Raw genomic sequence first — 25,840 nt, 5'->3', positions numbered from 1 at the left:
TCGCCAGACGATAATGCGCGCCTATTCCACCCAGTGGGAGCGAGCAGACTCGCACTCACGGGTTGGGCCAACTGATCACGGGTACTGCTTATGCAATCTTCTTCAATCGAACAAGCCGGCGTTGTTCCAGCGCCTGCAACCAAACCAGGACTTCGGCTGCTGCTGTTGCCGCTGGTGATTCTGGCCGGAATGGGCCTTTCCGTGGAGGCCGGGTTGCTCGGGCCGCTGGGGGTTCAGGTCGGGCACCTGTGGGCAACCTTGAGCATCTTCGGTGTCGGTTCGGCGATTCTGTTTTTGCTGCTGTTGTTCAGCGGCCCGCAACAAGGACCGGCCTTGAACACCTTGCCGCGCTGGCAATTGATCGGGGGTTTTCTGGGGCCGATGTACGTCATCGTGCTGACCCTGGCCACACCCCATATCGGCATTGCCATGACCATGATCGCGATCCTTTCCGGGCAGGTCGGCAAGAGTGTGTTGATCGACCATTTTGGCTGGTTCGGCGCCGCGCGTAAAAAGGTCAACGGTGAACGTTGGCTGGCCTTGCTGCTGATTGTTGCGGCACTTGTTCTGATCGCAAGGGGTTAATGATGAGTCTGATTATTTTGTTGGCGGTGGTCGTGGCTGCCGGTGCGGTGTTGAGCGTGCAGGCGGCGATCAACGGGCGTCTGGGTGAAACGGTCGGTGTGTTGCGCAGCAGCCTGTTGACCTTCGTGGTGGGTGCGGTGGTGACAGGATTGCTGATTCTGTTTTTCGAACCGGCCCATGCGGTGAGCCTGCTGGACGTGCCGAAATGGCAGCTCAGTGGCGCGTTGTTCGGCGTGGTCTACATGATGGTCATGGTCGGCGCGGTGCCACGGGTGGGTACGGCAGTGGCGACGGTGGCAGTGATCGTGGGGCAACTGGGCATGGGCATGTTGATCGACAATTTCGGCTGGCTGGGTAATCCGGCGATCGAGTTGTCCAGCAGCCGTATCCTGGCGATGGTGTGCCTCGCCTTGGCGTTGCTGTTCATGTACCGCAGCAATACCCGCAGCGCCTGATACCGGTCACCACTATTCCTGTAGCTGCTGCCGAGCCTGCGAGGCTGCGTTTGTTTCGGAAGTCCTGCGAGGACTTCGTCCTCGAACGCAGCCTCGCAGGCTCGGCAGCTGCTACAGGGATGTTCACAGCTCCTACACTGTCAGTGACGAGTGCGCATCCGCCGCATCCGGACGACCATAACAATGGAGTCAAACCATGACAGTGACCAAAACCGATACCTGCGACTGCCCGAAATGCGAGTGCAAGCTGGGTGAACATCCGATCGCGCGACACGGCAAGCACTACTGCTGCGAGGCCTGTGCCAAGCATCATGAGCATGGCGAAGAATGCTCGTCCAAAGGCTGCAAGTGCGCCAAAAGCTGATCAGTCGCCCAAAGAAAGTGGAGCCTTCCTGGCTCCACTGTCGTTTGAATTTTCCCCCCTGTTGATACTTAGCCTGCGGGTCGCCAGGTCACATTCTCGACCCCGAATTTCTCCGCCATCGGTTTGCTGGTTTTCTGCACCTTCTCTCGGCCAAAGCGCGGGATCCGACCCACGCCGGCGTCACAGCTTGCCCAATGCCAAGCCTCTGCGTTGTCCATCTTGTCCAGACGGATAATGAAAGACTTGGGGGCGCCATGAAGGGTGTATTCAATGACGAATAGTTTTGCGTTGTTCATAAAGCCCGTATTCCTCCCTGTGGTATTAAAAGGATCGTGGGCGTCGCGGAAAATTCAGTCGGATTGTCAGACGGCTGTGACCAGTGGCGGCATGACTGTTCGCTCGTTAACATGCATCTCCTGAAAACCCCAATGATCATTGCCCATGGCCCTCGCCGCGCCCCCAGATCTGAGTGATACCGATGTGCCCGTGCAACCGCTCGCGCGCACCTATCCGCGCGAGCTATTCATCGAGCCCCACGACCATGTCTGGGGCCAGTTGTTGTATGCGATGAGTGGGGTCATGTGGGTCGAAACGCCGCATGAGGCGCTGGTGGTTCCGCCGCAGCGCGCGGTCTGGCTGCCGCCGGGCGTGCCCCATGGCATTCGTGTGGTCTCGGACTTGCAGATGCGCAATATCTACCTGCGCCCTTCATTGGCGGCGACGCTGGACGACACGGTCCAGGTGATCGAAGTGGGTGGGTTGCTGCGTGAGTTGATTGTCAGGCTGGTGGAGCAGGGTGAGGACGGCGCCCCCGAGTATTACGAGGCGCTGGTGAACCTGGCGTTGTTGGAGCTTAGGCGAGCCGGGCGATCCCTGCTGAAAATACCGCTGCCGGACGATTCCGACCGGCGCCTGATGAGCTTGTGCCAGGCCGTCATGGCCAATCCCTCGCTGGACGTTCCCTTCGAACAGTACGCGGAAAACGTCGGTGCCAGCGTGCGCACTCTGGCGCGATTATTCAAGGACGGCCTGGGCATGGGCTTCGCCGAGTGGCGGCGGCAGGTCCAACTGGCGACGGCGGTGGCGGAATTGATTCAGGGTGTACCGGTCAGCGCGATTGCACGGGAGCTGGGCTATTCGCCGAGCAGCTTCAGCGACATGTTCCGTCGGGAGCTGGGTGTCGCCCCCTCACAGTTTTGCGCAAGCCAGCGTCCGGATTGATCGTTTGGCCGAGATTCAGAAGCGCTTGGCCGATACGCCACGTGACCCGCTTATAGACTTCAGGCTTATCTAAACGCCTGGATGCTGCCATGAATTACCTCATCTCGATTGTGATCGGTCTGGGCGTCGGCCTGCTGTACGGCGCGCTGGATTTTCGTTCGCCAGCACCGCCCGCGATTGCGCTGTTAGGCCTGCTCGGCATGCTCGCCGGAGAGCAGTTGTGGCCGCTGGGGCGGCAACTGATCGCTGGCTGGATCTCTTGAATTCTGTTCCTTCAAAATTGGACACCTTCCATGAATGCACTGCAGTTCGACAAAACGGGCGACCTTTCGGCCCTTCGCTATGTTGAGATTCCCGCCCCTGTTGCCGGCGCTGATGAGGTGCTGGTCGAAATCAAAGCCGCCGGCCTGAACCCCAGCGATGTGAAGAATGTGCTGGGGCGTTTTCCCTACACCACGCTGCCGCGCATTCCCGGCCGCGACTTCGCCGGCATCGTTGTGCAAGGTCCGCAGGCACTGATAGGCCAGGAGGTCTGGGGCACGGGGCGTGAGTTGGGTTTTTTCGCCGATGGCTCTCATGCGCAATTCGTGAAACTGCCGGCCAATGGCGTCGCACGCAAACCGACCCACCTGTCCTTCGCCCAGGCCGCCAGCCTCGGCGTGCCGTACACCACGGCGTGGGATGCGCTGGAGCGCAGTCTGGTGACGGCCGATTCGCGATTGTTGGTGATCGGCGGCGGCGCGGTGGGCAGTGCGGCGTTGGCGCTGGCCAAAGTACGCGGCGCCCAGGTACTGGCGGCGGCGCGTCGGCCCGAACAGGTCAAGGCATTGCAGGCGCAGGGTTATCCGACGCTGCAGCTGGACAAGCCCGAAATGTTGGGCGAGCAAGTGAATGCCGTGTATGCCGGTGGTGCGGACGTGATCTTCGACACCACAGGCTTCTGGCTACCGGCTTCGGTGACAGCATTGGCAACCTTCGGACGAATCGCAATCATCGCTGCGCCGGTGGATGGGCTGGTCCAGTTGCCAGCGTTGGGCTTGTACCGCAAAGGTGGCTCGGTGGTAGGCATCAACTCCCTGCTTTACGGCGTCCAGGCCTGCGCCGCCATGCTTGACCAGTTCGGCCAGTTCTTCGATCAGGACTTGCTGCCGTTGCCGCAAGGGTTGTTCGAATCGCCGTTGTCGGAAGGTGTGGAGCGGTATGCGGAAGTGGATCGTGGAAGTGCGGATAAAGTGATTTTTGTGCCGTGAGCTAGAGATGTATCTGCAGGAACAAAGCTTGCTGGCGATGGCTTTTGATCTGCTTTTGATCTGCTTTTGATCTGCTTTTGATCTGCTTTTGATCTTCTTGTCCCCTCGGAAGGCCGAGCGCAGGTTCTGCGCAGTGGGCAACCCGGCATGGATGCCGGGTTAGCCGCGCACGGCCATGGATGGCCGATCGCGGCGGGCCCACGGAGCAGGACCGGAGCGAGGGAATGCCGAGCCAGGCGAGGCACCGTACGAAAGGGGCAAGAGCGTTTGGTTACTTGGCGCTCTTCCAAGTGACTCGCCGTAAGGGCGAAACCAATAGCAGCCGTGACCGAAGAAACGGATATGTACACCCGCAAGAATCTCACCGCCGATCAGACCGCTATCGCGAGCAGGCTCACTCCTACAGCTTGATCTGGGGGCATCCGAGAGAAAGTTGTCGGCTGGCAAGCCGCCATCGCCGGCAAGCCAGCTCCCACAGTTTGATCCGGGGGCAACAGGGAAAGATGCGTCGGCTGTCACGCCGCCATCGCGAGCAGGCTCACTCCTACAGTCTGATCTGGGGGCATCCGAGAGAACGTTGTCGGCTGGCAAGCCGCCATCGCCGGCAAGCCAGCTCCCGCAGTCAGAACTGATACCCAACCCCCGCGTAATACCCCCAACCATCCGACCGGGCACGGAAGTCGCCGTCGCCGAAATTCAACTCACTGCCATCCTCCCAGTTACCCCCGTTGTGAAAGTACCGACCCACCAACGTAAAACGCAGATGCGTAAAGGCGTACAGCAACACATTGGTCGCCACCGTCGCGTTAGCCGTGCGCGCCGGGTTGTCCTTGTGCAGGTCCGAACCAAAGTCGAAATTGGTGAAGCCGATATACGTCAGCGACGCGCCATTGCTGAAGCTGCTGATCGGAACGATGTACTTGAGTTGGGCACGATAGCCGTCCCAGGAATACTCGTTGCTGGCCCCGTAGTTTTCCCACTGATAACGACCGTAGAAGTTGGCCGACAGATTGACCCGCGAGTGCGTGTCGATGTCCGTGCCCAACCCGCTGTACAGCGTATTCGCGCGGTTGGCGCTATTGCTGCCGTGATCGTAGATCCAGTCAAACGCCACATACCATTCCTTGAACGGACCGATGGCCAGGCTGCGGCCCGCCAGGTAGTCGATCGAGATCCGCGGTTCGTGCTCCATGAACACCGGCGAGCCATGGTCCCAGACGCCTTTGTCGTGGCTGTTGCCGATGTTGAAAATCTTCGGGATGTCGATGTAACCGTACAACTCGAACGGCCCCTTGCGCCCGAAATACTCGTATTCCAGATAGATATCATCCGCCGGTTGCGGGCCGAAGCTGATGTCTTTGCTGCCAATGACTGTCAGGTCCTGGTTGAACCAGTCCGAGAGGTACGCGCCTTTTTTCGGCGGGCTGGCTTCGGGGCTGAGGGCTTCGCCCTGGGCGGATTCGTCGGGCGTGGCGGGTTGCGCCAAGGTGTTGCAGCTGAGTAGTCCTGTAACGCTGGCGAGCAGCAGGGAAACAGCCAATGTGCGCGAACGTGTCACGCGACGGGAAGTGCAAAGCATTAAAAGTCCCTTTTCGTTTGGAGCGGGGCCCGTTTCTTCGGGCTTGAGCCGTTATGTATCGAAACCGCGCCTATCAGCGGTTCGCAAACGTTTGCACAAGCCATACCAATTGTTTCAAGAAGATCAAATTCATGCCGATTACTCGCCCCTTGTAGCTGCCGCAGGCTGCGATCTTTTGATCTGGCGGCCACGAATCAAACGGTATGTTGCTGTAGGATTATTGGCCTGACTTCACGAGGTACACCCCTATGAGCGAGCCGATTCGTCTAACCCAGTACAGCCACGGTGCAGGGTGTGGCTGCAAGATTTCCCCCCAGGTGCTGGAGGTGATTCTGGCCGGCAGCGGGGCGCAGAACCTAGATCCCAAGCTGTGGGTGGGCAATGCCTCGCGCGATGATGCGGCGGTATACGCCATCGATGAAGAACGCGGGGTGGTCTCGACCACGGATTTCTTCATGCCGATTGTCGATGATCCGTACGATTTCGGTCGTATCGCTGCCACCAATGCCATCAGCGATATCTATGCCATGGGCGGCGACCCGTTGATGGCGATCGCGATTCTCGGCTGGCCGGTCAACGTGCTGGCGCCGGAGATCGCCCGTGAAGTGATCCGTGGCGGGCGCTCGGTCTGCGACGAAGCGGGCATTCCACTGGCCGGCGGTCACTCCATTGATGCGCCCGAACCGATCTTCGGCCTGGCAGTCACCGGGCTCGTGGAAAAGCGCCACATGAAGCGCAACGACACCGCCACCGCCGGTTGCCTGCTGTACCTCACCAAGCCGCTGGGCATTGGCATCCTCACCACCGCCGAGAAGAAGGGCAAGCTGCGCAACGCCGACATTGGGCTGGCCCGCGACTGGATGTGCACCCTGAACAAACCCGGCAGCCGCTTCGGCAAACTCGACGGCGTGACCGCGATGACGGACGTCACCGGGTTTGGCCTGTTGGGGCATCTGGTGGAAATGGCCGACGGCAGCCAACTCACCGCGCGCATTCAATATGACCGCGTTCCACGTCTGCCCGGTGTTGAGTATTACCTCGAACAGGGCTGCGTGCCCGGCGGCACACTGCGCAATTTCGACAGCTATGCCAGCAAGCTCGGTCGCCTTCAGGAGCTGCATAAACTCGTTCTGTGCGACCCGCAAACCAGCGGTGGCCTGCTGGTCGCCGTCACCCCGCAAGGCAACACCGGCTTCCTCGCTGTGGCCGCCGAACTGGGCCTGAACCTTGAGCCCATCGGTGAGCTGGTTGAGCGACAGACACACGCGGTTGAGGTGTTCTGATGTCGACCGACTTCACCGATTACCGCGACATCTTTCTCAACGACCGGCCAATGATGGACACCCGCGCGCCGGTCGAGTACGCCAAGGGTTCATTCCCCGGCGTAATCAATCTGCCGCTGATGAACGACCACGAGCGCCAACGCATCGGCACTTGCTACAAGCAGCAGGGGCAGCAATCGGCGATCATCCTGGGGCATCAACTGGTGTCGGGTGACATCAAGGCCGAACGCATCCAGGCCTGGGCCGATTTCGCCCGGGCGCATCCTGATGGCTACCTTTACTGTTTTCGCGGCGGGTTGCGTTCGCAGATCGTCCAGCAATGGCTCAAGGACGAGGCGGGCATCGACTATCCGCGCGTCGGTGGCGGTTACAAGGCCATGCGTACCTTCTTGCTGGAGACGGTCGACCAGGCGATTGCCCAGTGTGATTTCGTCCTGCTGGGCGGCATGACCGGCACCGGCAAGACCGAGGTGCTGACGCAGTTGCGTAACGGGCTGGACCTCGAAGGTCACGCCAACCATCGCGGTTCCAGTTTCGGCAAACGTGCCACTGGCCAGCCGTCCAACATCGACTTCGAAAATCGCCTGGCGGTGGACGTGTTGAAAAAGCGCGCCGCTGGCATCGAGCAATTCGTGCTGGAAGACGAGAGCCGCATGGTCGGCAGTTGTGCGTTGCCGTTGCCGTTGTTCCAGGGCATGCAGCAGTTTTCGATGGTCTGGCTGGAAGACAGCCTGTCAGGGCGGGTCGAGCGAATCCTGCGCGATTACGTGGTGGATTTATGCGCCGAGTTCATCCGCGTGCATGGCGATGAAGGGTTTGCGCTGTTTTCCGAGCGGTTGCTGGAAAGCCTGAACAATGTGCAGAAACGCCTGGGCGGAGAACGCCATCGGCGGATGTTGATATTGATGGAAGCGGCATTGGCGGAGCAGGCGCGCAGTGGCGCGGTGGATCTGCACCGGGACTGGATCGAAGGGTTGTTGAGCGAGTATTACGACCCGATGTATGCGTTCCAGCGGGAGAAGAAGGGTGGGCGGATCGAGTTTGCGGGGGAGCAAGCGGCGGTTCTGGAGTATTTGAAAGCGCGGCAAAAACAACAGGATTGAGGGTGTTTTTGCCGGCCTCATCGCGAGCAAGTTTTGCTCCCACAGGATTTGCGCCTGACCGTTACCGCGTGGACGGTGCCTGATCTGTAGAAGCAAAGCTTGCTCGCGATGGGGTCGTGTCAGGCGCTACCTGTTTTAAAGGACAGCCGCGCCGATCAACCCGGTGATCACTCCGATCCCCATGGTCATCAGCGCCACGCTCACCAGTACCCGTGCGTCGAAATCCTTACGCAGCATCAGCAGCGACGGCAGGCTGATGCTCGGCAAGGTCATCAACAAAGCGACCGCCGGAGCGGTGCCCATCCCCAGGGTCATCATGGTTTGCACGATCGGGATTTCCGCCGCCGTGGGGATCACGAACAGGGTGCCGATGATCGCCAGGGGTATCAGCCACAGCAAACCGTTGGCCATGGCGCCGTCAATGTGAGGGAACACCCAGACCCGCACGGCCCCCAGGACCAACACCGCCAGGATGTAGATCGGAATCGTGCTCCAGAACAACTGCCAGATGGTGCGGCCCCAGCGAACCAGGAACGGTTGCGAGTCCGGTTCACTGGCCGCCGACACCGCTTCGACAGCCGCTTCGGGCAGTACTTCCGGGCCGGAAATCCGCTGTGCAACCAGCGACACACCGAACACCAGCACAATACCCGCCACCAGTCTCAGCGCCGTGAATCCCCAGCCCAGCACGAATCCCATGAACACCAGCGTGGCCGGGTTCAGCACCGGGTTGCCGATCCAGAAGGCCAGCGCCGCGCCGACCGAGACATTCGACCGCCGCATGCTCGCCGCCACTGGAGCGGCGCAGCACGAGCACATCATCCCCGGCAACGCAAACAAGCCACCGCGCACGGTCGAGGCAAAACCGGCGCGGCCAAACAGGCGCAGCAGCCAGTCTCGCGGGATCAGCACCTGCAGGAGCGAGCCGAGGATGACGGCCAGCACGGCGGCCTTCCAGATCGCCAGGAAATACACCTTGGCATAGGTCAGCGCGGCGATGAGCGGGGAGGTTTGTGCGTCGTTGAGAATAGACGCGCCGATGCTGTGGTTGTCAGCGGCCAGGAAGGCTTTGGCGTAGTAGGGCGACCATTTGACGTAATAGAGACCGATGCAGGCGACGAGGACGAAGAGGGCTGGTTTCCACCAGAACGACCAGCCCCGAGTGGGGGCGGCAACAGAAGACAGTGACATGGTGAGGTTCCGGACGAGAGGACGATGGACGGATGATAGCCCAGACCTTGCCTTTCGCGGAGTGTGGCCAATGATGATCAGTCGGGTTCAGTGAGCTTCTGCGGCGAGCGAGCCTGCTCGCGCCGGGCCGCGCAGCGGCCCCAGAAAACCCTGTTTATGTCGGGCAGGTCTCGGCACCGTTATCCAGACCTTGCTTGTAACTGTGGCTCGCGACGCTCGCCTTGCCGTTGTGCCAGGTCAGCGTCAGGACGAACAGCGAATCGTAATCGCTGGACTCCCAGTCTTCTGTGATCGTCTGTTTCTTGCCAACGGCTTCGCCCGCGACCGTGTTGATCAGCTCCGGCAGGTAGCCGTGGGACCAGGCGGTATAGATGACCGAGTTGTGGTACTTGTCGTGAAGCAGTTCATCGGCCAGGTCGCTGGTGTCATTGGCCGAAAAGTTGATGTTCACCGGCAACCCGAGCTTGATCGCGCTGGGGCTGATGGTCATCAGCGGACGAATATAACTGTAGGAGTTATCCAGCTCGCCTTCTTCGACATTGCGCGTCGGGTTGGCGGCAAACACGTAGTTGGCCTTGCCGAATTTTTCCGGCAGCAAGGTGGCCAGGTCGATGGCGCGGTTCAAGCCCTGGCAGTTCAGCTGGCCGAGACCGCCTTCAGGTTTTTCCGCGTGGCGCAGGAATACCAGGGTCTGGGTGCCGTCAGCCGGCTGGGCACGGCTCTCGCTGGATTCCAGCGACAGGAACACCGCGCTGGTGGCCAGCAATGCGGGCAGGAACAGGTAGGCGCGATGCTTGAAACGAGTGGCAAATTTCGAAAGGTTCTTCATCGAATAAAGGGTTCTTCAGCGCATTCGGTTAAGGCTGACAAACCTTTACACCGCGAGCGTCCAGCGTCGGGTGATTTCCATGTCGATAAGCCGGTCCGTTTCCGAAAGGGCAATCCTCAGAGTCCTCTGAGGCCCATTTGGTTCGATACCGGCCGGGGGCGCAGCAATGTATCGATAACCTTTCATGGGTTGCAGCGAAGGTTATCGACAGGATGTTGCGAAATTATGGCCACCCTACAGGTTATGGCGATGTCGAAAGCGTCAATTGTTCGATCTTGATAATCAGCGACATTGATAACGCCTTTGGATCCCGTGGATTATGATCGGCGTACATTTCCCGGTGGATACCCTCATGACCGATCTGTCCGCGTTCCCCATCACGCAAAAGTGGCCTGCCCAGTACCCGGAGTGGCTCCAGCTGTACTCCTTGCCCACCCCCAACGGCGTCAAGGTGTCGATCATGCTCGAAGAGATCGGGCTGCCCTATGAACCCCATCGTGTGGGCTTCGACACGAACGACCAGTTGTCCCCCGAGTTTTTGTCGCTGAACCCCAACAACAAGATTCCGGCGATCCTTGATCCTCACGGTCCGGGGGATCAACCGTTGGCGCTGTTCGAGTCCGGGGCGATTCTGATCTACCTCGCTGACAAAAGCGGGCAGTTGCTGGCCCAGGAATCGGCCGCTCGCTACGAGACGATCCAGTGGTTGATGTTTCAGATGGGCGGCATCGGTCCGATGTTTGGCCAGGTCGGCTTTTTCAATAAATTTGGCGGCAAGGACTACGAGGACAAACGTCCACTGGGACGCTACGTCGAAGAAAGCAAGCGCCTGCTGAACGTGCTCGATGGTCGGCTTGAAGGGCGGGACTGGATCATGGGCGAGCGCTACACCATCGCCGACATCGCCACGTTCCCCTGGATACGCAATCTGATCGGCTTCTATGAAGCGGGCGATCTGGTGGGCATCAACGACTTCAAGAACATCACGCGGGTCCTGGAGCGTTTTCTGGCACGCCCGGCGGTGATGCGCGGGCTGGAAATTCCGAAGTCGGCGATTTAAGTCCATCCATCTCACCCTCAGGGAAGACCCATGCATTCATTCGATTTCAAACAGGTAGACGTATTCAGCCGCGTCGCGCTCAAGGGCAATCCATTGGCCGTGGTGTTCGCGGCCGATGAACTCAGTGATGAGCGTATGGCGGCGTTTGCGACCTGGACCAACCTCAGTGAAACGACGTTCATCCTCGAACCACAAGACCCTCGGGCCGATTACCGGGTCAGGATTTTCACCACCGCAAAGGAGTTGCCGTTTGCCGGTCATCCGACCTTGGGGACGTGTCACGCCTGGCTCGAAGCGGGTGGCGTGCCCAAGGGAGAGGAGATTATTCAGGAGTGTGGCGTCGGGTTGGTGCGGGTCCGTCGTCAGGGCGCGGAGCTGGCTTTTCTTGCACCGCCCCTGCTCCGGACCGGGCCGGTGGAGGCCGACCTGGTGGAGCGGGTGCGACTGGGGCTGGGACTTGAGCAGGGCGCGATTGTTCGGGCCCAGTGGGTCGATAACGGGGCCGGTTGGCTGGCGGTGATGCTCGACAATCGCCAGCAGGTGCTTGACCTGAAGCCGGATCATGGGCAAATGCCTGGCCTGGCGGTCGGTGTGATTGCGCCCTGGAACCCTGAGCGGGATGGCGATGATGCGCACTTCGAGGTGCGGGCGTTCATCAGCGGCGACGGCATGCCCGAAGATCCAGCCACCGGCAGCCTGAACGCCGGTGTTGCCCAATGGTTGCTCAAGGAAGGGTTGGCGCCGTCGTCCTACGTGGTGAGCCAAGGGTTGACCATGGGCCGCGCCGGTCGCATCCAGGTCGAACAATTGGGCGACGAGATCTGGATCGGCGGCGCGGTGGTGACCTGCATCAGCGGCACCCTGAACCTGTAACGCTGACGGGCGCGGTTGAGTGAACACTGACCGCGCCTGCAATAGGGTGAAGCCGCTAATGACGGTGCAAATCGAACCTGCGCGCTTTGGTCGCGACCACTCGCTGCACCCCTTGGTCTGGTTGGGCAGGCCGCGATTATTGTCAGTCCGGTAACGGACTCTTCGTCATCCGGCGTTTGTGCAGGGTGCCGCAGAAGGCATAAGCTTTCGCCCCCTGCGACTTTCGTCTTGTTCATCGATTTTCAGGAACCCCCATGTCCAGCCAGTTCCCCGAAGCACGTCCACGCCGTCTGCGCCGCAATGCGAGCCTGCGCAGCCTGTTCCAGGAAACCGAATTCAGCTTGAGCGATCTGGTGCTGCCGATCTTCGTCGAAGAAGAAATTGACGACTTTGTGCCGATCAAGAGCATGCCCGGCGTGATGCGTATCCCCGAGTCGAAACTGGCTGGCGAGATCGAGCGTTACGCCCGTGCCGGTATCAAGTCGGTGATGACCTTCGGCGTGTCCCACCACCTGGACAGCACCGGCAGTGACACCTGGAGAGAGGATGGCCTGGTCTCGCGCATGTCGCGCATTGCCAAGGATGCTGTGCCGGACATGATCGTGATGTCGGACACCTGCTTCTGCGAATACACCGATCATGGCCACTGCGGTGTGATGCACCACCATGAAGTCGACAACGATCAGACCTTGATCAACCTGGGTCGCCAGGCCGTGGCAGCAGCCCACGCCGGAGCCGATGTCATTGCCCCGTCGGCGGCAATGGACGGCCAGGTCCGGGCGATTCGCCGGGCGCTGGATGAGGCTGGTTTCACCCAGATTCCTATCATGGCTTACTCGACCAAATTCGCTTCCGCGCTCTACGGTCCGTTCCGTGAAGCTGGCGGCAGCGCGCTCAAGGGCGACCGCAAAAGCTACCAGATGAACCCGATGAACCGCCGCGAAGCGGTACGTGAATCATTGATGGACGAGCAGGAAGGCGCCGACGCGCTGATGGTCAAACCGGCGGGCGCCTACCTGGACATCATCCGCGACATTCGAGAAGTGTCCCGTCTGCCGTTGGCGGCGTATCAGGTCAGTGGTGAATACGCGATGATCAAATTCGGCGCTCAGGCCGGTGCGATCGATGAGGATCGGGTGGTCCGCGAAAGCCTTGGGGCGATCAAACGCGCGGGCGCGGATCTGATCTTCACCTACTTTGCGATGGACCTGGCGCTGGCCGGGATCTAAAGCCCACCGCATGATCCCTGTGGGAGCGGGCTTGCTCCTACAGTGGGATTTTGTCAGGTCCAGAACTCGAGTACGCCGCCGATAAAATGTAGGAGCGAGCCTGCTCGCGATGGGGCCGTGTCAGGCGGCAGAGATGCTGGATGTGCCGCCGCCATCGCGAGCAAGCTCGGCTCCCACAATAACTCTTCGTCTGGCACAGAATGGGTGATTTCCACCGACCATCGCGGGCAAGTTATCCCACTTTTTTGGCTTGCATCGAATCAGGCAACACCAAAGAAAGGCCGGATCCCGTGTTCCTGGAAGTACCGTTCGATCACTTTCGGATCGGAGCACGTTTCGGCAATCGCCACGTAGGTGTCCGGCCGTAACAGGTAAAACCCGTTACGCCCCAGGCCCGCGGTTTCGAACGCCGGGCGCCAGTCAAATACCTGCAGCGGCAGATGGTGTTCCGTGCACCAGGCGATCATTTCGTCGCTGGTGTCGCCATACACATGCACCTGCCAGACCGGTTGCTTGAGCGATTCGAAGTTGTCGCCTTCGCCATCGTGAGCCCAGGGCAATCGATCCCCACCATGCACGTGCCCGGCAACGCCGGTGCTGAGTGGCATCCCGCGATAATTGACGGTGATCTGCGAGACCGTGCGAAACAAAAACTCGCGGGAGGTCTCGAACGAGGCCATTTTCGGGATCACGAACGGGGCCAGACGCGTACGCAACAGATCGGCCAAGGGGCCTTGGGCGGTGGCGAAGCTGAACACCCGGTCCGTGGTGGCCACCAGTTTGCGGGCAAACGCGATACGTTCGGGTTCGTAGCTGTCGAGCAGCCGGGCCTCGGCGGCGCCGCTCAAGACTGCAGCGAGTTTCCAGGCCAGGTTGATGGCGTCGCCGATCCCGGTGTTCATGCCCTGACCGCCTGCGGGGCTGTGGACGTGGGCCGCGTCCCCCAGCAGGAACGCACGCCCGGTGCGGAAGTGGTCCGCCACGCGGTGATGCACGCGGTAGGTGGAAAACCAGTTCACCTGATCGATTTGCACCTTCATATTATTGATCGCGTGACTGCTGACGTCCTCGAACCGCAGGTTCTCCGGATGCTCGGCACGCTCATCTCGAACCGTGCCGATCAACCGGGCGCGGCCTTCTGCCGCCATGGGAAACACGGCGAGGAAGTCCGCTTCATCCAGGTCCACGTGCAGCTCGCCGTTGATGGCCTCGCCACTGGCCTGCACATCCGCGACGTAGAAAATCTGCTGGTAGGTCCCCCCTGGAAAACCGGTGTCCAGGGTCTTGCGCACGATCGATTTGGCCCCGTCGCAACCGGCCAGGTAACAGGCCTGACAGGTTTCCTGCTGGCCGTCGGGCCTGCGCAACCTGGCGCTGATGCCGTCACCGGTTTCCTCGAAGCTTTCCAGTTCGGTATCGCGCTCGACTTCAATACCGAACGTTTGCAGGCGGTCGATAAGCAGGCGCTCGTGTTGATCCTGAGGAAATATTTTCAGGAACGAGTAGGGCGTCAGGCCTTCGCCAATACGGGTCAGGGGCAGGCGCGCGACCGGTCCGCCCTTGACCCAGAAATTAGCCGCCGCGACACGATGGCCGTTCTGCACCACGGCGTCGGCGAGATCGAGTTGGCGGTACAGCTCCAGCGTACGAGCCTGCACCGCCAGCGCTCGGGAGGTCGTGCCGGGTGCCGACGTTCTGTCGATGATCCGCACGCGCACGTCCAGTTTGCTCAACCACAGCGCCAGGACCAAACCGGTCGGTCCAGCGCCGACGATCAGCACGTCGCTTCGGTTCATGCGCCCGTCCTCTTTAGAGTGTGAGCTCTAGTATGGTCCAGTTCGAGGGTGAGTCCAGACGCGCCGCCAGACGGAAAAAGGCCCCGCAACGGTGACGCTGCGGGGCCTTTTTTTGAGGCGTCGGGGGATCAGAAGTCGATGGTGCCCGACAACTTCGCGACCCGTGGCTCGCCCTGGGTCAGGTAGCCGCCCTGAGCCGATTCCCAGTATTTCTCGTTTGCCAGGTTTTCGATTCCGAAACGCAGGGTCACGTCTTTCTGCTCCACTTTGAAGCCATACCGCGCACCGGCATCGAAGCGGTTCCAGGTCGGCAGGCTGAGGTTGTTCGCCGCATCGGCGTATTGGCCGCCAGTGCGCAACATCCGCGCATTCAGCGCTACACCTTGCAGGCCCGGCACGTCCCAATCCACACCGGCATTGAACTGAAAGTTCGGCACGCCGATAGCGCGATTACCGTCGTTTGCGCCGTTCTGGGTGTCTTTCAGCTCGGTGTCCATCAAGGTCAGCCCGCTGATCAGGCGCAGGCCTTCGATAGGCTCGCCGAAGACGTTCAGCTCGACGCCTTTGTTGATCTGTTTGCCTTCACGAATAAATTCCGCCGTGGTCGCGCTGGTCGCAACGGAATAGCCGTCTCCCGGTTGTTCGATGCGGTACACACCGAGGCTGGCGCCGTAGGTGCCCATGTCGACTTTGACCCCGGCTTCGATCTGTTTCGAGCGAGCCGGCGCGAACGCCTGATTGCCATTGGTGACGATCAGGTTGCCGGAGGTAACGGGAGAGGTCGGACCTTCGGCCAGGCCTTCGATTCGGTTGGCGTAGAAGGACACGTGTTCCCACGGTTTGAACACGATGCCGTAGACCGGCGTGGTGATCGACTCGTCGTACTTGGAGGTTCGCGTGCCGCTGCCGTAGGCGAAGCCCTGGACCACCAACTGCTGACGACGCACGCCGACGGTCACCAGCAGGCGATCATCGAAGAAGCCCAGGGTGTCGGAGGCGGCGCCGCTGCGCACGAAGGTTTTGCCGGTGATGCCCGGATCGTTGAGGTCGCCAGCGGAAAAATTGCCAACCGGCGACGGCGTTTCGACCGGGTGATAGATGTTGTTGGGGTTTCGGCGCAGGTCGAAATCATAGGCACTGCGCTGCTCGGTCCAGATGCCAGCGAGGCCGAAGTTGAGCTTGTGGCTGACCGGGCCCGTGTCAAATCGGCCATTAAGGCCGCCCATGACGCTTTTGTTGTCCTCGTCGTGCGGGATGAACGAGCCGGTGGTAAAGGCGCTGCCGTCGTTGCCGACCAGGGTGGTGGAGTTGTAGCGTCCGACTTCGCGGGTGTGCTTGGCACCACCAGCGGCATAGGCGGTCCAGTTGTCGTTCAGGTCGTATTCGGCGCGCAGCATGCCGAAGGTGTCTTCGATTTCGGTGAAACCCCACTTCTGCGCGTAGTTGGTGTCGGCAGAAGGCGCGTCCGGAATGTGTGTGGTGTTGCCGAGGTTCACCGAGTTGCGGCCACCATTGACCCTTTGTTTCTGGTAGGCGAAGTCGCCAGAAACACGCAGGGCGTCACCGCGGTAGTCCAGGCCGATCGCGAACAGCTTGGAGCGCTGGTTTTCGTGATCGATGCCGGTGTCACCTTCGCGCTGAGCCAGGTTGACCCGTGCGCCGAAACGGTTGTCCTCGCCGAACCGTTGGCCGAGGTCCAGATGCTGGCCGATCCGGCCTTCGTCATTGATGTCGGTGGTGAATCGACGCAACGGCACATCGCTGGCGCGTTTGGGTTGCAAGTTGACACCCCCGCCGATGCCCGAACCCGTCGGCGTCACGCCGTTGATGAACGCGTTCGGGCCTTTGAAGACCTCCACACGTTCCAGTGCATCGGTGGAGATGATCTGCCGGGGCAGCACGCCGTACAGGCCGTTGTAGGAAATGTCGTCACCGGTAAGTGGTAAGCCACGGATCATGAAAATCTGCGACTGGTTGGAAAATCCGCTGGCCTGGCGCACCGAGGCGTCGTTCAACAACACGTCGGCCACGTCTTCGGCCTGCTGATCCTGGATCAGTTGTTCGGTGTACGACGACACACTGAACGGTACGTCCATGATGTCCTGATTACCCAACACACCGAGTTGTCCACCACGCGCCACCTGACCACCGGCAAATACCGGGGGCAGGGCGGAAGGCGAAGGCGCTTGAGCGTTGACGTTGACGTCGTCCAGCACCAACGCCTTGCCGTTGTTTTCGGCGGGTTCAGCGGCGTAGGCGGTGATGGAAAGGGAGCAAAACAGAGCAATAAGCGTCGGTCGCAAAGGCGCGCCGAGTCGGGTTGGAGAGGTCATGGTTCGTTCCTGGCGGTGCGTCGCCGATGAGGTAAAAATTGACGGCGCGGGAACTCCTTGCGCAAATGCGACTCCAGGCGCGAATGATAGATTTTCTCAGTAACGTCTTGCAATGGGTTTGTTATTACGGTGTGTAGATAATCTTCTGCGGGGTTGTGAGCTTTCTGTAGCGATGGAGCCCGTGAGGATGTAACGCATCTGTGTAGCAGCTGCCGAGCTTGCGAGGCTGCGTTCGGCTGCGAAGCAGTCGCCAGTGAGCGGTGCTGTGTATCTGACACACCGCAGTGTCTGATTTCACGACTGCTTCGCAGCCGAACGCAGCCTCGCAGGCTCGGCAGCTGCTACAGACATGCGTAGCAGGCTCGACGGCTGCTACAGGGAACAGTGGAGGTTGGTGAGGGTCATAGCCTGCGCCATGCCATTGGTCGTATGGTTAACCCGTCTCTAAGGATTTGATGGAGCTCCATGCAAGCCAATCGATTGATCACGAGCGTCGCGGCGCTGCTGGTACTGGCCGGATGCGGCACCCAGCGCACCCAGGAACCGCCTGCGCGAACACCCAATGAGGTCAAGGCGGAACTGATGCGCTTGCTGCCGGCCAAGACGGTTGATCGCCAGGGCTGGGCCACGGATATTTATGCGGCGTTTGCAGCCCAGGCCATCCCTGCGACCACGCAAAACCTATGTTCGGTGCTCGCCGTCACCGAGCAGGAATCTACCTTCCAGGTCGACCCACCGGTCCCCGGCTTGGGCAAGATTGCCCGTGACGAGATCGACCGTCGTGCGGCCAAAGCCCATATTCCCGGCCTTTTGATCAGCGGCGCGCTGCAGGTGCGCTCACCCAACGGCAAAAGCTACAGCGACCGTCTCAATGCTGCGCGCAGCGAGAAGGAGCTCAGTGCGATTTTCGATGATTTCATCGGCATGGTGCCTATGGGGCGGACGCTGTTCGGTGGTTTCAACCCGGTGCACACCGGTGGACCGATGCAAGTCAGCATCGAATTCGCCGAGCAGCAGGCGCGCAATTATCCGTACCCGGTGGAGGGCTCGATTCGGCGTGAAGTGTTCAGCCGACGTGGGGGAATGTATTTCGGGATTGCCCACTTGCTTGGCTATCCGGTGAGCTATCAGCAGCCGCTGTATCGTTTTGCCGACTTCAATGCCGGTTGGTACGCCAGCCGCAATGCGGCGTTCCAGAACGCGGTGAGCCGTGCTTCGGGTATTCCCCTGGCGCTGGATGGGGATCTGGTCCGCTATGACTCGATCATGCCTGGCACCACTGAATTGGCGGTGCGCACCCTCGGGAAGCGACTGGATATGCGCAACCCGACGATCAGGGATCAATTGGAAAAGGGAAAGAGCCTCGAATTCGAGGAAACAACACTCTATGAGCAGGTGTTCGAGTTGGCCGAGCAAGCCGAAGGCCGGTCGCTGCCCCGTGCGGTGTTGCCGGGGATCGTGCTGCAGAGTCCGAAGATCACCCGCAAACTCACCACGGCGTGGTTCGCCAAGCGAGTCGATGAGCGTTATCAGCGGTGCATGGCGCGGGCGCGTTGAATAGACACACAAAATACCGGCATAAAAAAACCCGGTTGTTGAGGCCGGGTTCTTCGTCGAAGAGTGCTGAGTAATGCTTCGATCATACGGTGCGATTCTGGATCAGGCGATCGGAACCACCTTCGGCAACGCGACGTTCCAGTAAACGATCTGAACCACCTTCGGCGACGCGGCGTTCGATCAGACGATCGGCACCACCTTCAGCGACGCGGCGATCGATCAGACGGTCGGAACCACCTTCAGCGACGCGGCGTTCGATCAGACGATCGGCACCACCTTCAGCGACGCGGCGTTCGATCAGACGATCGGCACCACCTTCAGCGACGCGGCGTTCGATCAGACGATCGGAACCACCTTCAGCCACACGACTTTCAATCAGGCGATCCGAGCCGCCTTCAGCGACAGTCTGGTGAGCAGAAGTAGCGGCGAAAGCGTTAACTGCGAAAACCGAGAAAGCGATGCTGAGGAAGAGTTGGCGTTTCATGAGAGTGTGCTCCGGGGTGTTATTGGTTGGTATGGAGCTGATGTTACGCCGTGGATTTTTTATGAGAACTTCATTGCCATGATGGTGGATATCAATGGCAATGATAGGTCGCGCGCCGTACCTCATTCGGTCGTGATGATTCGATCGCGGTCAGATCACCTTCACTGCTCGCCCGATGAATTGGATCGGCCCGGTGGGTTTGCCGATCGGCGAGCCAGTGGGGTTTTCCAGTGTCAGTTCGAACAGCTGGTCGGGAACCAGCGGCGGCAGTTTGTCCAGCGGCACCGACAACGTCTGCCCCGGCTTGACCAGCCCCAGCGACACCGGCCCTTGCCAGCCCTCGGCCTTGGTCCAGAACTCCAGCGCCTTGTCGGCCGGAACTTCCACTACGCCCAGCGGGATCAGCTGGATTTCCCTCGGGTTGCTGGCCTGGATCACCCAGCCAGGTGCCTTGTCCTGAGGGCCCACCAGCACCACCAGATACGTGGGTTTGACGGTGGTCTGCGTCAGCAGCAACGCCCCGAGCAGTAACGTGGCCGTCAGCCCGACGCCGGCCAGTGCGCGCCACAAGGGCAGCAGGTTCCACCAGGAGGGGGATTGCGCCACTGGCAGCGGAGGGCGCGGCTGCAGGGCTGCCACGCTGCGCTCGATACGCGGCCACAGGTGAGCCGTCGGTGTCGTGGGTTCGACAAGATCGGTCAACCCCAGCAAGCGGCGCTCCCAAGTGTCGACCGCCGTGCGCAGCTCGGCATCGTCGCGCAGGCGTTGTTGAACCTCGCTTCGCCGCTCGGCCGACAACGTGCCCAGCACATACTCGCTGGCCAGCTCGTCGCGTTCTTCCGGGGTTTCGTCAGCAGGTCCGGTGATCATCCCATGCACTCGCGCAATGCCGTCAGGCTCCGCCTGATCCAGGCTTTGACGGTACCCAGAGGGGTGCCGAGTTTGTGTGATATCTGTGCGTGGGAGTACCCGTCAACGTAGGCATGTACGATGCAACTGCGCCGGTCCGGGTCCAGTTGCTCCAGGCAATGATGAATGCGCCCCGAGTGCAGATGCGCATCAAAGGCTTCGGTAATGATCGGCACGTCCGGTTCACCTTGGGTTTCGCGGCTGTGATCACGAATGAAATTGAGCGCCAGGTGCCGGGTCACGCTGTACATCCAGCCCCGCGCCGACCCTCGTGCCGGATCGAAGCGGGCGGCGCCGGTCCATATCTTGAGGAACGCATCGTGAACGATGTCCTCCGCCAGTGCCGTGTCGCGCACCAGACGCTTGGCAACGCCGAGCAGGCGCGGACTCTCCTGCACGTACAAATCCCGCAAGGCCTGACGCTCGCCGCGACCGCAGGCGGCCAGGTGGGCTTCGTAATCAAAAAGAGGTTCGGGCAAGGACACTGTGCTCAGCCGTTAGCGGGTCGTGAATGCAATCTAGCAAACAAAACGGATACCTGTGGGAGCGAGCCTGCTCGCGATAGCGGATCAAGATCCGACAGTGGACGACTGACGGTCCGTTATCGCGAGCAGATGCATTGCCTGACTGCCTACAGGGCGGCCCAGAAAATATAGTCTGCCTGGTACTTCACCACTTCCTGCTTGCCCTTGTTGGCGGTGGTGCATTCGGTGCCGGGTGCCACGCCGCCCTTGAGGGCCACGCGCTGGATGTAACTGACGCCGCTCATCGCGCCTTTGCCCTCGGCAGGATTGGCCTTGACCAACTGATAGGGCAGGTTACCCGGGCTCGACGGAGCAACGGCGAGCTGGGTGCCGGTGACTTTCGAGCCATCTTTGGCCTGCCAGGTCGCCGGCGGCCCGAAGTAGGTGCCGACCTGTTTGCCGCTGCGGTCATTGAGCACGGCCTTGGGCCCGACAAACACCCATTCCGTCATCCCGGCCGCACCCGCCTTGTCGCGGCATTCGTAAGTGATCTCGCCGACCCCGGTGGTTTCCATGGCGACCTTGTGGCCGTCAGGAACCTTGATGCTGTCGGGCAGGGCCGTCTGGGCGAAGGCTGCAGGAACGGCGGCGAACAAACCGGCAAGGCAAATCAGCTGTTTGGCGTTCATCAGTATCTCTCCGAAAATGAGTAATCCGCTGGGCAGCATCTACGGCTGCTACAGGTACTACCCGCCACGCAGCGATTTGGATGCAGCGCTGAAAAAAGAAATTTTCCCGCGCCACCAGAGTCAGCTGCTACAAAGAGATAACCGCAAAGGAGGTGTGTATGTATCAGCTCTACGGACACAAGAACTCCGGCGCTGCGGCGATAGAAGCGGCGCTGGAATTGTGTGAGATTCCTTATCGCTTCATCGACGTCGAAGCCACTCCGGAGGCGGCCAAGGCCCTGGAGAAACTCAACCCGCTCAAGCAGATCCCCACGCTGCAACTGCCCGACGGCAGCATTCTCACCGAGAGTGCTGCGATCCTCATTCATCTGGGGCTGACGTTCCCTTCCTCGGATTTGCTGCCCGGCAATGTCGCCGAGCGGGATCAGGTCATTCGCGGATTGGCCTACATCGTCAGCAATTGCTACGCGGCTATTGGCATCATCGATTACCCCGAGCGCTGGCTGGTGGAGGCGGATGAGACGTCCCGGCAGAACCTGATGGCCGGTGCGCGGCGGCGATTGCACTGGAGTTGGGAGGTGTTCGCGGACCAGTTCTCCGGCGAGCTGTACCTGGGCGATGAAACACCGGGGGCGCTGGACGTGCTGGCAGCGGTAGTGACGCGTTGGGCCGGCAGTCGCGAGCATCTGCGTAGTGCCCGACCCGGGTTTTATGCGTGGCTTGAACGCATCGACCGGCACCCGACACTGGCGCCAGTGTTTGCCCGGCATTGGCCGAACTGAAGATCAAAAGATCGCAGCCTGCGGCAGCTCCTACGGGGGAATGGGTACACCCTGTAGGAGCTGCCGCAGGCTGCGATCTTTTGATCTGGCTTGTTTGATTACTCGCCGCGAATGTATTGCTCCAGCTGCCGAATCAACTCAGCCTGTTCGGCAATGGCTTCCTTGACCAGGTCGCCGATCGACAGCAAACCGATCAATTTGCCGTTCTCGACCACCGGCAAGTGCCGCAGACGCTTGTCCGACATGATGCCCAGGCAGGTGTCGACGGTTTGATGGGTGTCCACCGTAATGACCGGCGACACCATGATGTCGCGAACCGGTGTGCCGACCGAAGAACGACCATGCAGCACCAGTTTGCGCGCGTAGTCCCGTTCACTGATGATGCCCAGCACCTCGTCATTCTCCACCACCAGCAAAGCGCCGACGTTCTTCTCGGCCATCTTCATCAGCGCTTCGAGCACCATATGGTCGGGTTTGATCTGGTGCACTTCCTGATTCTTCTGATCTTTCAACTTGAGCAGTTGGGCGACGGTTTTCATGGTGGTTACTCTGGTGTTGTCGTTGTTCTAGAAGAATCATAGACCCGGACGTCGAGGGCAAGACCGAAAGCGGCAGATAACGTGCAAAAAACGTCATTGGGCCGGTTTTTTACGGAAATTCCCCCTATACAACTCTCGGACACGCAACGCGTTTTCACACCTCACCCCCGATCCCTGTAGCAGCTGCCGAGCCTGCGAGGCTGCGTCCGGCTGCGCAGCAGTCGCAAATCCTTGCACGAGTGTCATCTGACCCACCGAAGTATCTGGTTTACGACTGCTGCGCAGCCGGACGCAGCCTCGCAGGCTCGGCAGCTGCTACAAAGGACGGCGCAGCTCTATCGATTTGTGGTGCGTAACCTGATTTTCCAATGCTCTCTTCATGCGCGATGCACAAGCTCTACCCCGTCGATGACGCGTAGAATCACCGCCCTGAATCAATATCGAGGTTGCACAGGTGGATTTACAGCAGGGCTTCGTCCTGACCCGGCATTGGCGCGATACTCCGGCCGGCACGGAAGTCGAGTTCTGGCTGGCGACCGACAACGGTCCCCGGCGCATTCGCCTGCCTTATCAACCGTCGGTGGCGTTCATTCCAGAGCAGCAGCGCGAGCAGGCTGAACGGGTGCTTTTGGACGAGAAAAACGTCGAACTGCGGCCATTGGCATTGCTGGACTTCGAACATCGGCCGGTGCTTGGTGTGTATTGCCAGCAGCACGGGCAGTTGATGCGCCTGGAAACCGCGCTGCGCAAGGCCGGTGTCGAGATGTTCGAAGCCGATGTCCGCCCGCCGGAACGCTACATGATGGAACGCTTCATCACTGCGCCGGTCATCTTCGGCGGCACCGCAACTGCCGACGGCCTGTTGCTTGATGCGCAGATGAAACCCCATTCCGACTACCGGCCCGCACTCAGGCTGGTGTCCCTGGACATCGAAACCACCGCGCAAGGCGAGTTGTATTCCATTGCCCTGGAGGGCTGCGGCGAGCGTCAGGTGTACATGCTCGGTCCTCCCAACGGGGACGACAGCGAGGTGGATTTCCGGCTCGAATACTGTGACAGCCGAACCCTGCTGTTGAAGAAGCTCAACGAATGGTTCGAGCGCTTTGACCCGGACGCCATCATCGGCTGGAACGTCGTGCAGTTTGATTTACGCGTACTCCACGAGCATGCCCGGCGCCTGGGGGTGCCGTTGAAATTGGGGCGTGGCGGTGAAGAAATGCAGTGGCGCGAGCATGGCAGCCGCAACCACTATTTCGCCGCAGCGGCCGGTCGGCTGATCATCGATGGCATCGAATCCCTGCGTTCGGCGACCTGGAGTTTTCCGTCGTTCAGCCTGGAAAACGTCGCGCAAACCCTGCTCGGTGAAGGCAAGGCGATCAGCACGCCGTACCAGCGCATGGACGAAATCAACCGCATGTTCGCCGAGGACAAGCCAGCCCTGGCCAAGTACAACCTCAAGGACTGCGAACTGGTCACGAGGATTTTCGCCAAGACCCAGCTGCTGACCTTCCTGCTGGAGCGCGCCAGCGTCACCGGGTTGCCGGCGGACCGCAGCGGTGGCTCGGTGGCGGCGTTCACCCATCTCTACATGCCGTTGATGCACCGTCAGGGCTTCGTCGCGCCGAACCTCGGAGGCCGGCCGCCAGAGGCCAGCCCTGGTGGTTTCGTGATGGACTCGCAACCGGGGCTTTACGAGTCGGTGCTGGTATTGGACTACAAAAGCCTTTACCCCTCGATCATCCGCACCTTCCTGATCGACCCCGTGGGGCTGATCGAAGGCCTCAAGCATCCGGACGACCAGGACTCGGTGCCGGGATTCCGTGGAGCGCGGTTTTCCAGAACCCGGCATTGCCTGCCCGCCATCGTGTCTCGGGTTGCCGAAGGTCGCGAGACCGCCAAGCGTGAACACAACGCGCCGCTGTCCCAGGCACTGAAGATCATCATGAACGCGTTCTACGGGGTGCTCGGGTCCAGTGGCTGCCGTTTTTTCGACACGCGGCTGGCGTCGTCCATCACCTTGCGCGGCCACGAGATCATGCTGCGCACCCGCCAGTTGATCGAAGCGCAGGGGCACACGGTGATTTACGGTGACACCGATTCGACGTTTGTCTGGTTACGCCGAGCCCACGGCCAGGAACAAGCCGCGCAGATCGGCCGCTCCCTCGTGGACCACGTCAATCAATGGTGGCGTGAACATGTCCAGCAGGAATATGGCTTGCACAGCGTGCTGGAGCTGCAATACGAAACCCACTACAAGCGCTTCCTGATGCCCACCATTCGGGGGGCCGAGGAGGGCAGCAAAAAGCGTTATGCCGGGTTGGTGGCGCGGGCTGATGGCACCGACGAAATGGTCTACAAGGGGTTGGAAGCGGTACGCACCGACTGGTCGTTGCTGGCGCGACAGTTCCAGCAGGAGCTGTATTCGCTGATTTTCCACCGCAAGCCTTATCAGGATTATGTGCGCGATTACGTCAGCAAGACCCTGGCCGGTGAGTTCGACGATCGCCTGGTCTACCGTAAACGCCTGCGCCGCACCCTCGACGACTATCAACGCAACGTGCCGCCCCACGTGCGGGCAGCGCGCACTGCCGATGACTACAACGACCAGCAAGGCCGCCCGCGGCAGTATCAGAATGGCGGCTGGATCAGTTATGTGATCACTGTTGCCGGCCCCGAACCGCTGGAAATCCGTAGCGCGCCCATCGACTACGACCATTACGTCACGCGCCAACTGCAACCGATCGCGGACGCGATCCTGCCGTTCGTTGACGATGACTTTTCAACCCTGATTGGTGGGCAATTGGGCTTGTTTTGAGTCCAGCAGCGACAGCGTCCAGTCATCGGGAATGCCATGGAAATACTGATCCAGTGCCTGATTGAACAGATTGTCAGGGGGGCCGATCTGCGCAAACAGGGTCATGGATGAGTGAAACTTCAGGTCGTCAGGGTGTCCGAAAATCTCGGCAATCGAGCGTTGTCTGATGTTCAGAACCAATTGGGTACAGGTGCGCAGGCGTGAGCCCAGCAGAGGATCATTCAGGTAGGCCGCTGACTCGGCGGCGGACTGAATGGCGAAATACCGGGACATCTCACTGCCGCCAAGCCCGGCGATCTGCGGAAAGATGAACCACATCCAGTGCCGGCGTTTGCGCCCGGCGATGAGTTCCTCCTGGACGTGGTCGAACACCGGCGCTTGCGCCTGGATGAAGCGTTGCAGGTTGAAAGAATCCAGCGGATCAGTGCTTCTCATATAGAAGCCCTCTGA

General features: G+C 60.4%; 26 protein-coding genes. 14 read left to right on the top strand and 12 right to left on the bottom strand.

Translation table 11 applies throughout. The annotated features are described in order from the left end of the window. Positions 1-90 precede the first annotated feature (90 nt). From H7698_RS19160 to H7698_RS19150, 3 genes are all read left to right on the top strand, one after another. Positions 91-585, top strand: coding sequence for a DMT family transporter (locus tag H7698_RS19160; protein ID WP_162440737.1), 495 nt, complete (start codon positions 91-93; stop codon positions 583-585). Continuing rightward, on the top strand, positions 585-1,040 hold the full coding sequence (locus H7698_RS19155) for a DMT family transporter (RefSeq protein WP_194692465.1): 456 nt from the start codon (positions 585-587) through the stop codon (positions 1,038-1,040). The genes H7698_RS19160 and H7698_RS19155 overlap by 1 nt, the downstream gene beginning before the upstream one ends. Before the next feature lie 196 nt (positions 1,041-1,236). Further along, positions 1,237-1,404: a metallothionein gene (locus H7698_RS19150; protein ID WP_162440735.1), complete on the top strand. Its 168-nt coding sequence runs from the start codon at positions 1,237-1,239 to the stop codon at positions 1,402-1,404. A 68-nt stretch (positions 1,405-1,472) separates the two neighbouring features. Here H7698_RS19150 and H7698_RS19145 read toward each other — a convergent pair whose 3' ends face one another. Beyond that, positions 1,473-1,700 carry a DUF6555 family protein gene (locus H7698_RS19145; protein WP_045060943.1) on the bottom strand — a complete coding sequence of 76 codons (228 nt, stop codon included), beginning with the start codon at positions 1,698-1,700 and terminating at the stop codon, positions 1,473-1,475. 145 nt (positions 1,701-1,845) lie between these two features. Here H7698_RS19145 and H7698_RS19140 point away from each other — a divergent pair, with 145 nt between their 5' ends. The 3 genes from H7698_RS19140 (at position 1,846) to H7698_RS19130 (ending at position 3,875) form a co-directional block, all read left to right on the top strand. After that, the gene (locus tag H7698_RS19140; RefSeq protein WP_194692464.1) at positions 1,846-2,625 is read left to right on the top strand and encodes an AraC family transcriptional regulator; all 780 of its coding nucleotides are present in this window, start codon (positions 1,846-1,848) and stop codon (positions 2,623-2,625) included. Positions 2,626-2,714: 89 nt separating this feature from the next. Beyond that, the gene (locus tag H7698_RS19135; protein ID WP_162440733.1) at positions 2,715-2,888 is read left to right on the top strand and encodes a DUF1427 family protein; all 174 of its coding nucleotides are present in this window, start codon (positions 2,715-2,717) and stop codon (positions 2,886-2,888) included. Between the two features lie 30 nt (positions 2,889-2,918). Beyond that, positions 2,919-3,875: a quinone oxidoreductase family protein gene (locus H7698_RS19130; RefSeq protein ID WP_194692463.1), complete on the top strand. Its 957-nt coding sequence runs from the start codon at positions 2,919-2,921 to the stop codon at positions 3,873-3,875. Positions 3,876-4,497: 622 nt separating this feature from the next. Here H7698_RS19130 and H7698_RS19125 read toward each other — a convergent pair. After that, positions 4,498-5,454: a nucleoside-specific channel-forming protein Tsx gene (locus tag H7698_RS19125; RefSeq protein WP_194692462.1), complete on the bottom strand. Its 957-nt coding sequence runs from the start codon at positions 5,452-5,454 to the stop codon at positions 4,498-4,500. A 248-nt stretch (positions 5,455-5,702) separates the two neighbouring features. Between H7698_RS19125 and selD the strand changes: the two genes are divergently transcribed. Continuing rightward, positions 5,703-6,737 (top strand): selenide, water dikinase SelD, encoded by a 1,035-nt coding sequence (gene selD, locus H7698_RS19120; RefSeq protein ID WP_194692461.1) that lies wholly within the window; start codon positions 5,703-5,705, stop codon positions 6,735-6,737. Further along, positions 6,737-7,840 (top strand): tRNA 2-selenouridine(34) synthase MnmH, encoded by a 1,104-nt coding sequence (gene mnmH / locus H7698_RS19115; protein ID WP_194692460.1) that lies wholly within the window; start codon positions 6,737-6,739, stop codon positions 7,838-7,840. The genes selD and mnmH overlap by 1 nt, the downstream gene beginning before the upstream one ends. 135 nt (positions 7,841-7,975) lie before the next feature. Here the strand turns inward: mnmH and H7698_RS19110 are convergent, their stop codons facing one another. Together H7698_RS19110 and H7698_RS19105 are read right to left on the bottom strand one after the other, a co-directional pair. Further along, on the bottom strand, positions 7,976-9,031 hold the full coding sequence (locus H7698_RS19110; RefSeq protein WP_162440844.1) for a permease: 1,056 nt from the start codon (positions 9,029-9,031) through the stop codon (positions 7,976-7,978). A gap of 154 nt (positions 9,032-9,185) precedes the next feature. Beyond that, positions 9,186-9,860, bottom strand: a complete 675-nt coding sequence (locus H7698_RS19105) for a histidine phosphatase family protein (protein WP_162440845.1) — start codon at positions 9,858-9,860, stop codon at positions 9,186-9,188. A 352-nt stretch (positions 9,861-10,212) separates the two neighbouring features. Here H7698_RS19105 and H7698_RS19100 point away from each other — a divergent pair, with 352 nt between their 5' ends. The 3 genes from H7698_RS19100 (at position 10,213) to hemB (ending at position 13,022) form a co-directional block, all read left to right on the top strand. Next, complete coding sequence (locus tag H7698_RS19100; RefSeq protein ID WP_194692459.1) at positions 10,213-10,920, top strand: glutathione binding-like protein; 708 nt, start codon at positions 10,213-10,215, stop codon at positions 10,918-10,920. A 30-nt stretch (positions 10,921-10,950) separates the two neighbouring features. Then, entirely contained in the window at positions 10,951-11,793 is an 843-nt protein-coding gene (locus H7698_RS19095; protein ID WP_194692458.1) for a PhzF family phenazine biosynthesis protein, read from the top strand. 254 nt (positions 11,794-12,047) lie between these two features. Continuing rightward, positions 12,048-13,022, top strand: coding sequence for a porphobilinogen synthase (hemB, locus tag H7698_RS19090; protein WP_162440848.1), 975 nt, complete (start codon positions 12,048-12,050; stop codon positions 13,020-13,022). A gap of 260 nt (positions 13,023-13,282) precedes the next feature. Here the strand turns inward: hemB and H7698_RS19085 are convergent, their stop codons facing one another. Both H7698_RS19085 and H7698_RS19080 read right to left on the bottom strand, forming a co-directional pair. Continuing rightward, entirely contained in the window at positions 13,283-14,818 is a 1,536-nt protein-coding gene (locus tag H7698_RS19085; RefSeq protein ID WP_194692457.1) for an FAD-dependent monooxygenase, read from the bottom strand. 128 nt (positions 14,819-14,946) lie between these two features. Then, positions 14,947-17,151 carry a TonB-dependent receptor gene (locus H7698_RS19080; protein ID WP_194692456.1) on the bottom strand — a complete coding sequence of 735 codons (2,205 nt, stop codon included), beginning with the start codon at positions 17,149-17,151 and terminating at the stop codon, positions 14,947-14,949. Positions 17,152-17,616: 465 nt separating this feature from the next. Here H7698_RS19080 and H7698_RS19075 point away from each other — a divergent pair, with 465 nt between their 5' ends. Beyond that, positions 17,617-18,708 carry a DUF1615 domain-containing protein gene (locus tag H7698_RS19075; RefSeq protein WP_194692455.1) on the top strand — a complete coding sequence of 364 codons (1,092 nt, stop codon included), beginning with the start codon at positions 17,617-17,619 and terminating at the stop codon, positions 18,706-18,708. 82 nt (positions 18,709-18,790) lie between these two features. On the opposite strand, the gene H7698_RS19070 is transcribed toward H7698_RS19075, so the two are convergent. The 4 genes from H7698_RS19070 to H7698_RS19055 all read right to left on the bottom strand — a co-directional run bounded on the left by H7698_RS19070 (position 18,791) and on the right by H7698_RS19055 (position 21,254). Next, a complete protein-coding gene (locus tag H7698_RS19070) occupies positions 18,791-19,192 on the bottom strand; it encodes a hypothetical protein (protein WP_194692454.1) in 402 nt (133 codons plus the stop codon). A 150-nt stretch (positions 19,193-19,342) separates the two neighbouring features. Further along, positions 19,343-20,062 carry an anti-sigma factor gene (locus H7698_RS19065; protein ID WP_194692453.1) on the bottom strand — a complete coding sequence of 240 codons (720 nt, stop codon included), beginning with the start codon at positions 20,060-20,062 and terminating at the stop codon, positions 19,343-19,345. After that, complete coding sequence (locus H7698_RS19060; protein ID WP_194692452.1) at positions 20,059-20,586, bottom strand: sigma-70 family RNA polymerase sigma factor; 528 nt, start codon at positions 20,584-20,586, stop codon at positions 20,059-20,061. Before H7698_RS19060 ends, H7698_RS19065 begins: the two co-directional genes overlap by 4 nt. 146 nt (positions 20,587-20,732) lie before the next feature. Beyond that, complete coding sequence (locus H7698_RS19055; protein WP_162441011.1) at positions 20,733-21,254, bottom strand: DUF3455 domain-containing protein; 522 nt, start codon at positions 21,252-21,254, stop codon at positions 20,733-20,735. Between the two features lie 158 nt (positions 21,255-21,412). Here H7698_RS19055 and H7698_RS19050 point away from each other — a divergent pair, with 158 nt between their 5' ends. Then, positions 21,413-22,036, top strand: coding sequence for a glutathione S-transferase (locus tag H7698_RS19050; RefSeq protein WP_162441010.1), 624 nt, complete (start codon positions 21,413-21,415; stop codon positions 22,034-22,036). Positions 22,037-22,134: 98 nt separating this feature from the next. On the opposite strand, the gene H7698_RS19045 is transcribed toward H7698_RS19050, so the two are convergent. Beyond that, a complete protein-coding gene (locus tag H7698_RS19045) occupies positions 22,135-22,575 on the bottom strand; it encodes a CBS domain-containing protein (RefSeq protein WP_162441009.1) in 441 nt (146 codons plus the stop codon). 454 nt (positions 22,576-23,029) lie between these two features. Here H7698_RS19045 and H7698_RS19040 point away from each other — a divergent pair, with 454 nt between their 5' ends. Then, positions 23,030-25,390, top strand: a complete 2,361-nt coding sequence (locus H7698_RS19040; RefSeq protein WP_194692451.1) for a DNA polymerase II — start codon at positions 23,030-23,032, stop codon at positions 25,388-25,390. On the opposite strand, the gene H7698_RS19035 is transcribed toward H7698_RS19040, so the two are convergent. After that, positions 25,355-25,825, bottom strand: coding sequence for a DUF1810 domain-containing protein (locus H7698_RS19035; RefSeq protein ID WP_194692450.1), 471 nt, complete (start codon positions 25,823-25,825; stop codon positions 25,355-25,357). The genes H7698_RS19040 and H7698_RS19035 overlap by 36 nt on opposite strands. Between the last annotated feature and the right edge of the window lie 15 nt (positions 25,826-25,840).

The sequence above is a fragment of the Pseudomonas sp. p50(2008) genome (genome assembly GCF_015351605.1).
GTDB lineage: Bacteria > Pseudomonadota > Gammaproteobacteria > Pseudomonadales > Pseudomonadaceae > Aquipseudomonas.
The sequence above is the reverse complement of the archived record's forward strand: the minus strand, read 5'-3'. Positions and strand labels throughout refer to the sequence as shown.

Bases quoted from the DNA above. Each gene is read 5' to 3' on its own strand.
- H7698_RS19065 (WP_194692453.1), bottom strand. From the start codon at position 20,062: ATGATCACCGGACCTGCTGACGAAACCCCGGAAGAACGCGACGAGCTG.
- H7698_RS19135 (WP_162440733.1), top strand. From the start codon at position 2,715: ATGAATTACCTCATCTCGATTGTGATCGGTCTGGGCGTCGGCCTGCTG.
- H7698_RS19105 (WP_162440845.1), bottom strand. From the start codon at position 9,860: ATGAAGAACCTTTCGAAATTTGCCACTCGTTTCAAGCATCGCGCCTAC.
- H7698_RS19130 (WP_194692463.1), top strand. From the start codon at position 2,919: ATGAATGCACTGCAGTTCGACAAAACGGGCGACCTTTCGGCCCTTCGC.
- H7698_RS19035 (WP_194692450.1), bottom strand. From the start codon at position 25,825: ATGAGAAGCACTGATCCGCTGGATTCTTTCAACCTGCAACGCTTCATC.
- H7698_RS19080 (WP_194692456.1), bottom strand. From the start codon at position 17,151: ATGACCTCTCCAACCCGACTCGGCGCGCCTTTGCGACCGACGCTTATT.
- H7698_RS19100 (WP_194692459.1), top strand. From the start codon at position 10,213: ATGACCGATCTGTCCGCGTTCCCCATCACGCAAAAGTGGCCTGCCCAG.
- H7698_RS19075 (WP_194692455.1), top strand. From the start codon at position 17,617: ATGCAAGCCAATCGATTGATCACGAGCGTCGCGGCGCTGCTGGTACTG.
- hemB (WP_162440848.1), top strand. From the start codon at position 12,048: ATGTCCAGCCAGTTCCCCGAAGCACGTCCACGCCGTCTGCGCCGCAAT.
- H7698_RS19070 (WP_194692454.1), bottom strand. From the start codon at position 19,192: ATGAAACGCCAACTCTTCCTCAGCATCGCTTTCTCGGTTTTCGCAGTT.
- H7698_RS19125 (WP_194692462.1), bottom strand. From the start codon at position 5,454: ATGCTTTGCACTTCCCGTCGCGTGACACGTTCGCGCACATTGGCTGTT.
- H7698_RS19095 (WP_194692458.1), top strand. From the start codon at position 10,951: ATGCATTCATTCGATTTCAAACAGGTAGACGTATTCAGCCGCGTCGCG.
- selD (WP_194692461.1), top strand. From the start codon at position 5,703: ATGAGCGAGCCGATTCGTCTAACCCAGTACAGCCACGGTGCAGGGTGT.
- H7698_RS19145 (WP_045060943.1), bottom strand. From the start codon at position 1,700: ATGAACAACGCAAAACTATTCGTCATTGAATACACCCTTCATGGCGCC.
- H7698_RS19160 (WP_162440737.1), top strand. From the start codon at position 91: ATGCAATCTTCTTCAATCGAACAAGCCGGCGTTGTTCCAGCGCCTGCA.
- H7698_RS19155 (WP_194692465.1), top strand. From the start codon at position 585: ATGATGAGTCTGATTATTTTGTTGGCGGTGGTCGTGGCTGCCGGTGCG.
- H7698_RS19045 (WP_162441009.1), bottom strand. From the start codon at position 22,575: ATGAAAACCGTCGCCCAACTGCTCAAGTTGAAAGATCAGAAGAATCAG.
- H7698_RS19085 (WP_194692457.1), bottom strand. From the start codon at position 14,818: ATGAACCGAAGCGACGTGCTGATCGTCGGCGCTGGACCGACCGGTTTG.
- H7698_RS19150 (WP_162440735.1), top strand. From the start codon at position 1,237: ATGACAGTGACCAAAACCGATACCTGCGACTGCCCGAAATGCGAGTGC.
- H7698_RS19050 (WP_162441010.1), top strand. From the start codon at position 21,413: ATGTATCAGCTCTACGGACACAAGAACTCCGGCGCTGCGGCGATAGAA.
- H7698_RS19140 (WP_194692464.1), top strand. From the start codon at position 1,846: ATGGCCCTCGCCGCGCCCCCAGATCTGAGTGATACCGATGTGCCCGTG.
- H7698_RS19110 (WP_162440844.1), bottom strand. From the start codon at position 9,031: ATGTCACTGTCTTCTGTTGCCGCCCCCACTCGGGGCTGGTCGTTCTGG.
- H7698_RS19055 (WP_162441011.1), bottom strand. From the start codon at position 21,254: ATGAACGCCAAACAGCTGATTTGCCTTGCCGGTTTGTTCGCCGCCGTT.
- mnmH (WP_194692460.1), top strand. From the start codon at position 6,737: ATGTCGACCGACTTCACCGATTACCGCGACATCTTTCTCAACGACCGG.